Here is a 5,608-nt window from a genome sequence, read left to right on the forward strand (position 1 = left end):
ACCACGGCGCCTACCTCGTGCCGGACTACCCCACCTACCCCCAGACCGAGAACACCTTCCTGGACTGGTTCCGCTGGAGCCTGTACGGCGACACCGCCGCCCACGACCGCCTCCCGGCCGGCGCCCAGGCCGACGGCACCAGCTGGGAATTCACGGAGGCGTAGACCGGCGCGACGACCAGCCGTGCCAGAGGTTGGCCGCGGGTAACCGTCTCAGGCATCGGAGCCGGCGAACCGCGAGGGTACGGCGTTTGGTGCCTGCCCAGGGTCAGCCGGTCGGGTCCTCCAGCGACTGCGACTGGCCCTGGGCAGGCACCCTTCCCATCTATCGTGACGACAAGGAGCCCGATGTCTCCGCACACGAACCGAAGAAACTTCCTGGCCCTCTCGGCCGCGGGTGTGGCCGCCGGCGCGGCCGCGGGCGGGGCGGCGGCCGCAGGGGCGGTGGAGCCCTCAGCCGCATCCGCTGACGTCACGACGACCGGCCGGCCGCTCCAGGAACACCAGTTGCGGCTGTGGTACCCCGGCGAGGCCGCGGAGTGGCTGGAGGCGTTGCCGATCGGCAACGGCCGGCTCGGCGCCATGGTCTTCGGCGGCGTCGGTTCCGAACGCCTCCAGCTGAACGAGGACACGGTCTGGGCCGGCGGACCCTATGACCCGGCCAACCCGGACGGCCTGGCGAACCTCCAGGAGATCAGGAACCGGGTGTTCGCGGGTGACTGGGGCGGCGCGCAGAGCCTGATCGACAGCAGCTTCATGGGCAACCCGCTCGGCGAGCTGCCGTACCAGACCGTCGGCAACCTGACGCTGACCTTCCCCGACGGCGGGGCGGCCACCGACTACTACCGCGAGCTGGACCTGACCACCGCCGTGGCCCTGACCCGGTACGCCCGCGACGGCGTGACGTACACCCGGGAGGCGTTCGCCAGCGGCGCCGACCAGGTGATCGTGGTGCGGCTGACCGCCGACGCCACCGGCAGCGTCTCGTTCTCCGCGGCCTTCGACAGCCCGCAGAACAGCTCCGCGCACTCTCCGGACCCGCTGACGATCGGGCTCGACGGGACCACGGAGGACTGGGAGGGAGTTGCCGGGCAGGTGCGGTTCCGCGCGCTGGCCACCGTCCGCAACACCGGCGGCACGGTCACCAGTGAGAACGGCACGCTGACCGTCGACGGGGCCGACGCGGTGACCGTGCTGATCTCCATCGGCGCCAACTACACCAGCTTCCAGGACCTCACCGGCGACCAGGACGCCCGCGCGCTCGATCCGCTGCTGACGGCGGGAGACCGGGCGTACGACGTGCTGCGGTCCCGCCACGTCGAGGACTACCAGCGGTTCTTCAACCGGGTCGCCCTCGACGTGGGCACCAGCGACGCCGCCGAGCTGCCCACCGACCAGCGCGTGGCGAACTTCGCCGCCGCCGACGACCCGCAGCTGGTGGCGTTGCTCTTCCAGTTCGGCCGCTACCTGCTGATCTCCTCCTCCCGGCCCGGCACCCAGCCGGCCAACCTCCAGGGCATCTGGAACGAGTCGCTCAGCCCGGACTGGGACTCGAAGTACACCGTCAACATCAACGCCGAGATGAACTACTGGCCCGCCGGCCCCACCAATCTCGTCGAGATGATGGAACCGGCGCTGCAAATGGTGGAGGAGATGTCCGTCACCGGCGCCCGGACCGCCCAGGTCCAGTACGGCGCCGAAGGATGGGTCTGCCACCACAACACCGACGCCTGGCGCGGCACCGCCCCCGTCGACGGCGCGCAGTGGGGCATGTACCAGACCGGCGGCGCCTGGATGGCGTTGTTCATCTGGGAGCACTACCGCTTCACCGGCGACCTCGACGCCCTCCGCGCCCGCTACCCGGCGCTCAAAGGCGCGGCCCGGTTCTTCGTCGACGCCCTCGTCGAAGACCCCGGCACCGGCTACATGGTGACCTGCCCGTCCAACTCCCCGGAGAATCCCCACCACCCAGGGGCGACGGTCTGCGCCGGGCCGACGATGGACATGCAGATCCTCCGGGACCTGTTCAACGCCGTCGCCCAGGCGTCGACCCTCCTGGAGACCGACGCGGACTTCCGCGAGCAGGTGCTGGCGCTGTCCGACCGCCTGGCTCCGACCAAGGTCGGCGGGCAGGGGCAGATCCAGGAGTGGCAGGAGGACTGGGACGCCGGCGCGCCGGAGCGGAACCACCGGCACGTCTCCCACCTCTACGGCCTGCACCCCAGCAACCAGATCACCCCCACCGGCACCCCGGAACTGGCCGAGGCCGCCCGCGTCACGCTGGAGCAGCGCGGCGACGCCGGCACCGGATGGTCCCTGGCCTGGAAGATCAACTTCTGGGCGAGGCTGGCCGACGGCGCCCGCTCCTACAAGCTGCTGGGCGACCAGCTCACCCCCGACCGCACCGCCCCCAATCTCTTCTGCCTCCACCCGCCCTTCCAGATCGACGGCAACTTCGGCGCCACCGCCGGCATCGCCGAATGGCTGCTCCAGTCCCACACCGACGAGATCCAGCTCCTGCCCGCGCTGCCCCCCGAACTCCCCGACGGCCAGGTCAGCGGGCTGCGCGCCCGGGGCGGCGACACCATCGACATCACCTGGGAAAACGGCGAGATCACCCAGGCCACCCTCCACACCCGCCACGCCCGCACCGTCCAGGTGCGCACCACCGTGCCGGTGACGGTGACCGCGGCGGACGGCGGCCGGCAGGTGACCGCACGCCGAACCGACCCCACCACCGTCACCTTCGACGCCACCGCCGGCGCCAGCTACCGGCTCACCCGCCGGGCCGGCTCATGACGCCGTTGCCCGCGGCGCTGGGCGGGATGCCGTAAGCGCGGCGGAACGCCTTGTTGAAGCTCTGCAGGTCGCGGAAGCCCACCATCGAGGCGACCGCCTTGACGGACAGTGAGGTGCGGGTCAGCAGGTGGTGGGCGCGCGCCATGCGGCGTTCGCGGATGTAGGCGACGACGGTGGTGCCGAGCTGCGCCCGGAAGAGGCGGCCGAGGTGGTTGTGGGAGAGGCCGACGGCCTCGGCCAGGTCCGCGACACCGAGCGGCCCGCGGAGCCGGGTCTCGATACGAGCGACGGCGGCGCGCACCGCCGGGTGCAGGCCCAGCGCGTCGTCGTAGCGCGAGACCTGCCGTCCGGCGAGCTGACACAGCAGGCTCCACAGCTCGGCCCGTGCCAGGTGCGGCAGCCGGGCGTGGGAGTCCAGGGCGGTCTGGAACCGGTCGCGGATGCGGGGCAGGTCGGCCCCGCAGTCCAGCATCGCGGGCAGCTCGACGGCGCCCGAGGGGGCCGCGTCCGGCAGGTGGATGTGGGCGAAGAGGTGCACGGACTCGCCGTGGTAGCGGTAGCGGGTGGCCGTGGCGGGAGGCACCAGGCTCACCCGCCCCGGGGCGATGGGGATGACAGCGCCGCCGACCTCCAGCTCTCCCGTGTAGCCGTAGAGGTGGAGCGACCAGAGGTCCGGCAGGCAGAACTCGTCCACGAGGCTTGCGATGCCGTGCCGGCCCACGCCGATATCCGCGATGGACGGTGGCTCCTGCAACGGCACCGTCCATCTGATCCTTGATGGCTGATCGAGCACGCCGCGACGCTACCTTCGGATGTCCCACCGCACCAGGGGTGAGAATGAACCAGCGATGTCGTACGCCGACCATTGGCCTGCCCTGGTCAGAGCCCTTATCGTCGTGCGGCACCGCATGGACGTCCACGCGTATCGGAGTGATGACTGATGGCTGACGAGCCGGGCCCCGGGCCTTTCCTGCCCAGGCTGGAATCCCTGGGGGAATTCGTCTGCCCGGACTGGTTCCGCGACGCCAAGCTGGGCATCTGGTCTCACTGGGGTCCCCAGTCCGTGCCCATGTACGGTGACTGGTACGCCCGCAACATGTATATCCAGGGCTCCGATCAATACCGTTATCACGTACGGAAATACGGGCATCCCTCGGAGTTCGGCTACAAGGATGTGGTACGCCTCTGGAAGGCCGAAAACTTCGATCCCGACGGCCTGATGGATCTGTATGTCCGGGCCGGTGCGCGGTATTTCGTCGCGCTCGCCTCGCATCACGATCACTTTCTCACCTACGCGTCGGAGCTGCATCGCTGGAACGCGGCCGAGGTCGGTCCGGGCAAGGACATCGTGGGGCTTTGGCAGGCCGCCGCCCGCCGGCACGGCCTGCCCTTCGGGCTCACCGAGCACCTCGGCGCGACCTTCAGCTGGTGGTCGGTGAACAAGGGGGCCGACACGCACGGCCCGAGGGCCGGGGTGCCCTACGACGGCGCGGACCCCGCGTTCGAGGATCTCTACCTGCCCAACCACGAGCACCACCGCCCGGACCAGCCCAACCCCGACCCGCTGGACCCCTGGTACACCTCCAACGGCTGGTGGCACCGGCGCTGGCTGGAGCTGGTGACGGAGATGATCGACCGCTACCAGCCCGACCTGCTGTACTCCGACGGGCCGCCCCCCTTCAGCCCGAACAGCATGGACCCCGGGCTCCAGGCCGTCGCCCACCTGTACAACACCAGCGCGGCGGCCCACGGCGGAAAGAACCAGGCTGTCTACGCGCAGAAGGACCGCCAGGAGCACCTGCGGCGCATCGGCGTGCTCGACGTCGAGCGCAGCCAGGAGGGCGCACTCAAGCCGTACCCCTGGCAGACGGACACCTGCGTCGGTGGCTGGTTCTACGACGTGCGCGCCGTCTACAAGACCCCGGGGCACGTGATCGAGATCCTCGTGGACATCGTCGCCAAGAACGGCAACCTGCTGCTGAACATCCCGCAGCAGCCGGACGGCACCATCGACGAGGAGTGCCGGCACCTGCTGACCGAGCTGGCCGGCTGGATGGAGCTGTGCGGCGAGGGCATCCACGGCACCCGGCCGTTCCGCGACGGCGTCGAGGGCCCCAGCGGCGTCCTCATCGACGGCTTCCGCGAGGAACGGGTCCCCTGGACCGCCGCCGACCACCGGTTCACCCGGCGTGACGGGACCGTCTACGCCTTCCAGATGGCCTGGCCCGAGGACGGTCGCACCGTCATCAGCAGCATCCGGCCCGAGGACCGGGTCACCTCGGTGCGCCTGCTGGGCTCCGGGCCCGTGCCCTTCCGCCGGCTCGACACCGGAGAGGGACTGGTCGTGGAGCTGCCCGATCGCGCGCCCTCCCCCTACGTCAACGCTCTCGCGATCGAGCTGGCGTAGTCGATCACCGATGGCGCCGCCCGGGACCGACGCAGGGGCTGGGAAGGTTTGCGTCGGCCCGGGGGCGCCCGCCGGGCCGTGGCTGGAGCAGCGCGCCGGTGGTGGCGTTGTCACGGCACGGCGGTCTGTGGGTCCTCTGTGGGTCGCGGCGCCAGGAGGCCCTGGCGCCGGCGGGAAGGGCGGGGTGAGGTCCCGTGCGACCCCACCCCGCCGAACGACCACCGGGCGCAGGAGCCGCCGAACCCGGTGACCGGTCAGTGGGCCGGACCGTGGGGTTACGGCGCGGCGTCGAGTTCTTTGATGCGGATGTTGCGGAAGGAGACGGTGTCGTCGGGGCCGTGGTTTTGGATGCCGATGTGGCCGGTGGTGAGGCTGCGGTCGGGGTCGGTGTTGGTGAAGTCGT

The 5,608-nt window shown here is 70.8% G+C and carries 4 protein-coding genes; 2 read left to right on the forward strand and 2 right to left on the reverse strand.

What is annotated here, in order from left to right:
* Positions 1–347: 347 nt before the first annotated feature.
* On the forward strand, positions 348–2,798 hold the full coding sequence (locus ACTWQH_RS32410; RefSeq protein ID WP_443290396.1) for a glycoside hydrolase family 95 protein: 2,451 nt from the start codon (positions 348–350) through the stop codon (positions 2,796–2,798).
* On the opposite strand, the gene ACTWQH_RS32415 is transcribed toward ACTWQH_RS32410, so the two are convergent.
* Positions 2,776–3,558, reverse strand: coding sequence for a helix-turn-helix transcriptional regulator (locus tag ACTWQH_RS32415; RefSeq protein ID WP_443290397.1), 783 nt, complete (start codon positions 3,556–3,558; stop codon positions 2,776–2,778). The genes ACTWQH_RS32410 and ACTWQH_RS32415 overlap by 23 nt on opposite strands.
* Before the next feature lie 180 nt (positions 3,559–3,738).
* On the opposite strand from ACTWQH_RS32415, the gene ACTWQH_RS32420 reads away from it, so the two are divergent.
* Positions 3,739–5,205 (forward strand): alpha-L-fucosidase, encoded by a 1,467-nt coding sequence (locus ACTWQH_RS32420; protein WP_443290398.1) that lies wholly within the window; start codon positions 3,739–3,741, stop codon positions 5,203–5,205.
* 275 nt (positions 5,206–5,480) lie between these two features.
* Here ACTWQH_RS32420 and ACTWQH_RS32425 read toward each other — a convergent pair.
* On the reverse strand, positions 5,481–5,608 hold a 128-nt coding region (locus tag ACTWQH_RS32425), incomplete at its 5' end, for a family 16 glycoside hydrolase (RefSeq protein WP_443288062.1).

It is taken from the genome of Streptomyces sp. 6N223, assembly GCF_052246635.1.
Taxonomy (GTDB): Bacteria; Actinomycetota; Actinomycetes; order Streptomycetales; family Streptomycetaceae; genus Streptomyces.

What these genes read in the sequence shown, in the direction of transcription:
- ACTWQH_RS32420 (WP_443290398.1), top strand. Translation starts at nt 3,739, where the DNA reads ATGGCTGACGAGCCGGGCCCCGGGCCTTTCCTGCCCAGGCTGGAATCC.
- ACTWQH_RS32410 (WP_443290396.1), top strand. Translation starts at nt 348, where the DNA reads ATGTCTCCGCACACGAACCGAAGAAACTTCCTGGCCCTCTCGGCCGCG.